This is a genomic window from Pseudoalteromonas sp. S558, assembly GCF_005886635.1.
In the GTDB taxonomy this organism is placed as follows: Bacteria; Pseudomonadota; Gammaproteobacteria; order Enterobacterales; family Alteromonadaceae; genus Pseudoalteromonas; species Pseudoalteromonas aliena.
The window spans coordinates 1-4183 of sequence record NZ_PNDU01000435.1; the positions used below are offsets into that span (position 1 = coordinate 1).

Genomic DNA, 4183 nt, shown 5'->3' on the forward strand with positions numbered 1-4183 from the left:
ATTTACTTGAACTTAATTTAAAGGAATAAAAATATGAAAAAACAAATAGTAACGCTAATTTTTTGTGCATTGAGTGTGCTTTCAGCAGAAGCAATGGCCTTTGATGAGTCTCCTCTTGTACGGTGTTGTGACTTTAGAGATAGATTCTGCGAAGAATACCCGCGCTTAGAAGAGTTTGTTTCAGAGGATCAAATGCTTGCAGCTGCTAAACCTATGAACTTGAGTGCTCCAATATATGTTGGGGGTGCCAGATATACTTTAAATAAGTCAGATTTCAATCCAGTTTATTCCACAAGAGTGATCTATAGACCTTGCCTTATAGATGAACCTATAATTATTAACACTTTGGTTGGTTATGAAGTTACTTTTCCTGTAGATGGAGATTATGGTCAAAACCTTTTCTTTGACATAAATGGCCGCTCAAATAAATCAATGAACTTAGCCGCTTCGTGCGGTACTTTTAATGCTAGTGATTCTGGGAATAAATTTGTTATTTCTAAACAACAAAATACAGCGCAGAGCTGTAAAAATATGAAATTGAAATTTACGTTTCCAAGTAATTCGGCACCTGCCACTATAGATCTAACAGTAACGATATCTGAACAACTTTAATTTCAGACTCAATGGAGACTTAAAAATGAAAATACAGAGCTTCCTGATTGGAGTAGTCATATCTCTTACTTTAAGTAGTGCAGTGTTTGCAAAAGTTGATGGGGAAATGAAAACGGTAATTATTGGTCCCCCAAAACCACCAAGGCCTCCAGTGGATTGCGCATATATTAAAGATCCAATTTTAGACCCGTTACAATATATTAGCCTAATGCAAACACCTGATCCTATTTATATAGGTGGGGAACGTTATATATTGAATAAAGAGAATTTCACGCCCATTTTTACGACGGTTGTTTACACTTGTCCAGGGCTGGAGCCACTCGTAGTACGTAAATATACGGGGTTTGAAATATCACTGCCTGTTTATAATGATTTTGGCCAGCCAATATTTTTTGATATTGCTGGTCGAACAGACAGACATATGAACTTAACAGTATCCTGTGGAACGTTTAGCGCTTCTGACTCGGGGGATAAATTTTATATATCGCAATCAGTAGTAACAAATGGAAGTTGCAATACATTATCAATGAAGTTTGATTTCACTGCTACGGCAATTCAGCCTCGCGCCCTAGATTTGAGCCTTTCTATTTCTGAAGAGTTATAAATTAGCGGGTTCAGTGCTTCATTTTACAGCTAAGTGAAGCACATTTAATAAACAATAAGGATGTAGAATGAAAAATTTACTAATAGCTATCGCCTTAATTACAGGTGCTGGCAGTAGTTATGCCGAGGAGCAAACGAATTCGCTCAATGTTGACCAAAAAATGGTTACTTTAAATGAGACGGATTTTAGGCCTGTTGTTGTATCTTGGGCAAATAGGGATGTTGTAACTGGCTATGAAACATTAATAGATATTACGGGCACTAAGTCTTCGCTTATTTTTAATGCAAATGGTGAAATATCTGCTAGATGGTTTGCTTCTAATTTTGCTATGACAACTAAGCTCAGTTGTAATGGTATCCCAATAGGTATGAGCAAAGTGTATGGTCAGCGAAAAGCAGGTCAATCTATTCCTGCAAAGCCTGCTATTACTGAATTGAGACATAACCTTGACGGATGTGAGCAGCTAAAGGTTGAATTATTTAAGGAAGGGTCTTTGAGTCGTCAATTTTATACCCGAATTCAAAAAATTTCGTTGTCTATTTCAGTCCAAGCTCTTGATATAGCTCAAGGAGAGATATAGAAATGTTTAAAATTATCATAAGTGTAGGCTTACTTACTGCAAATTCGATGAGTTTGGCATCAGAGATTGGCCAAGTATTTTCTAATGTCGATATGGAACAACAAGATAATCGATATGAGCTCGTATTGTACCCAAAACAGTTTGAAAGTGCTGCAGTGGTTGACCTTAAATTAGATGTGCAGGGTAATGGTGAGTTAATGTCACAAATGCAACCGGTTTGCACTCAGTGGCAAGAGAATATATGTACGGGTTCGTATAAAGATATTCTACACAATGAATTTTTGCACGAAGTCGATGTAGCGCTTTATTGTGATGATGAGCTGTTATATCAAGAAAGAAAAAATAATAGCGAATTCACCAATGAAGAAATTAACTCATTGAGTAGCCACTTGTCATTTAATAAATCGTTAGTAAAAACTATCTCGTTAACTTGCAATGAAGTTAAGCTGACTATTCAAACTATGCATGGTGATAATGCCGCTAATATCCAAGGCCGAATTAACTTGCTGAACAGTACTTCTGGTTTGAGTAACGATAACTATGAGCTTTTAAAATGAAGGCACTACTTTTAATACCTAGCTTATTTTTTTGCTCTGCTGCTATTGCACAACCTGTTGATGTTGGGGGAGCGGTATATGAATTACAATTTAGTGATTTCTTGCCAATAAAAGTACCCTATGCTGGGAGCGAAGCTGTTATAGCTTACCAAGCAAAAATTAATGTAGACGGTGATTATGCTCAGGACTTAACGTACCGCATTGGTGGAAAAGTTGAAACAAGGTGGTTTGCAGGGAACATGGCTGTGAGTTTGTCTGCTACCTGTGATTCACCATATATAGATCAACCAATATTTATTGGTGAAGATCTTGATTATGGTGATAGATACCAAAACATTTCTTACTTAGCTAAGCCAAGTTTTGCTAATACGCTAAATACGGGTGGAAATTGCCAGGTGCTGACTGTTCGAATAGATAAAGAAGGACATTTAAGTCGTCAATTTTATACTCGTGTTACAAATCTTGAATTTAATGTTCAAATAATAGAAAAGCTATTTTAATCACTGCAAGGCACTTTTTTAGTGCCTTTTCAGTATGGCTTTTTATCTTTCGAGGTCAAATTTTAGTCCTTAAAGATTAACCGGTCCTAATACACACGCTAAATAATCAGTTACCGCGACAGAGAAATAACTCAACAATAAAGTATAAATTACATTATGTGGTTGTCATGTTTAAGTGAACTTTAACAAGGCGAGTAGGTTTTTTAGTTCATAAAACTGATTAATATTTTATCAAAATGGTATCGTAAGGAACAACCCATGAAATATTTTTTAATGTTGTGCGCTTGCTTGATTGCAAATAATACTCTGGCTCTACCGACCTATTTTATCGGGGAAGCTATGCATATTAATAAATCCGATATGCAAGCAATAACACAATTTTATAGACGAGATAATGGGGTCGATAAATACGCAGAAGTAGCTTATGAAGTCGAATTTCCGATATATGGAACATTCGGGTTAAATGAAATAGACATTGAGCTTACTGGGGGTATAAATTCGGCGTGGTATTCGTCAAACTTTGCAATGAAGGTTATTGTATATTGCAATGATATAGCGTTAGCGAGTGACCTTTCGTATGGCGTACGATACGAACGCGCCAGCTACATAGTTAAGCCTCAAATTCGCAGTGAACGCCAAGCCATACCGCAAGGGTGTGATACTGTTAAAATAAGAATGGAGAAGCAAGGGAATTTGTCTCGTATGTACTTTACTAACATCGAAAAAATTGACGTCAGATTATATATCACAAACAAGTTTTAATAGTAATTTGGTGAATTAAACTTCAGGAATTAATAGCAGTGATAGGTTGAACTTGTCATTAAGGCTGTTTAACCTGGGGTCAGGTTATTTATACTCTTTTTAATGTTTACTAAAAGCTATTGCTTATACAGGCATAGGCTTAGTTATATTATGGGTAAGCTGCTAAGATGCGCGCTCTAATGATGTAGAAAGAGTATAGAAGTAACATATCAAAGTTTTTCTTTATGGGTAAGCCCGACATAATGGGTAAAAATAACAGTAATGGATTTGCGCCAAAACGTATAGCAAAGCTAGGCACCGAGTTACGCCCGCTCACCTTAATTGTAAACTCAGTTGAACGACAATCAGAAATAGAAGCCATATTAGAAGAGCATTCGATGTTTGCTTCAATTGAAGTTAAAGCAGAAGTACCAGAAGATATTCGGGAACTTGACTTTGCGCTTAGCAAGTCAACACCACAAATATTTGATAAAGTATTAGCAGACATTGATCAGACCAATTTCAAAAATTTCGATTTAATTTAAACGCTTAATTCTCTTTAATTTGATAAAATAACATCTCAACTTTG

7 protein-coding genes are annotated in these 4183 nt (G+C 36.1%); all 7 read left to right on the forward strand.

Annotation, left to right across the window (positions count from 1 at the left end; genetic code table 11):
• The first annotated feature begins 33 nt into the window (after positions 1–33).
• Positions 34–612, forward strand: a complete 579-nt coding sequence (locus CWB66_RS20460; RefSeq protein ID WP_138586878.1) for a hypothetical protein — start codon at positions 34–36, stop codon at positions 610–612.
• 25 nt (positions 613–637) lie between these two features.
• Positions 638–1216, forward strand: a complete 579-nt coding sequence (locus CWB66_RS20465; protein WP_138586879.1) for a hypothetical protein — start codon at positions 638–640, stop codon at positions 1214–1216.
• A 67-nt stretch (positions 1217–1283) separates the two neighbouring features.
• Complete coding sequence (locus CWB66_RS20470; RefSeq protein WP_138586881.1) at positions 1284–1796, forward strand: hypothetical protein; 513 nt, start codon at positions 1284–1286, stop codon at positions 1794–1796.
• Between the two features lie 2 nt (positions 1797–1798).
• The gene (locus CWB66_RS20475) at positions 1799–2353 is read left to right on the forward strand and encodes a hypothetical protein (RefSeq protein ID WP_138586883.1); all 555 of its coding nucleotides are present in this window, start codon (positions 1799–1801) and stop codon (positions 2351–2353) included.
• Positions 2350–2853, forward strand: a complete 504-nt coding sequence (locus tag CWB66_RS20480) for a hypothetical protein (RefSeq protein ID WP_138586885.1) — start codon at positions 2350–2352, stop codon at positions 2851–2853. The genes CWB66_RS20475 and CWB66_RS20480 overlap by 4 nt, the downstream gene beginning before the upstream one ends.
• A 339-nt stretch (positions 2854–3192) precedes the next feature.
• Positions 3193–3615, forward strand: a complete 423-nt coding sequence (locus tag CWB66_RS20485) for a hypothetical protein (RefSeq protein WP_138586887.1) — start codon at positions 3193–3195, stop codon at positions 3613–3615.
• Between the two features lie 224 nt (positions 3616–3839).
• On the forward strand, positions 3840–4139 hold the full coding sequence (locus tag CWB66_RS20490) for a PBPRA1643 family SWIM/SEC-C metal-binding motif protein (protein WP_252371810.1): 300 nt from the start codon (positions 3840–3842) through the stop codon (positions 4137–4139).
• Positions 4140–4183 lie beyond the last annotated feature (44 nt).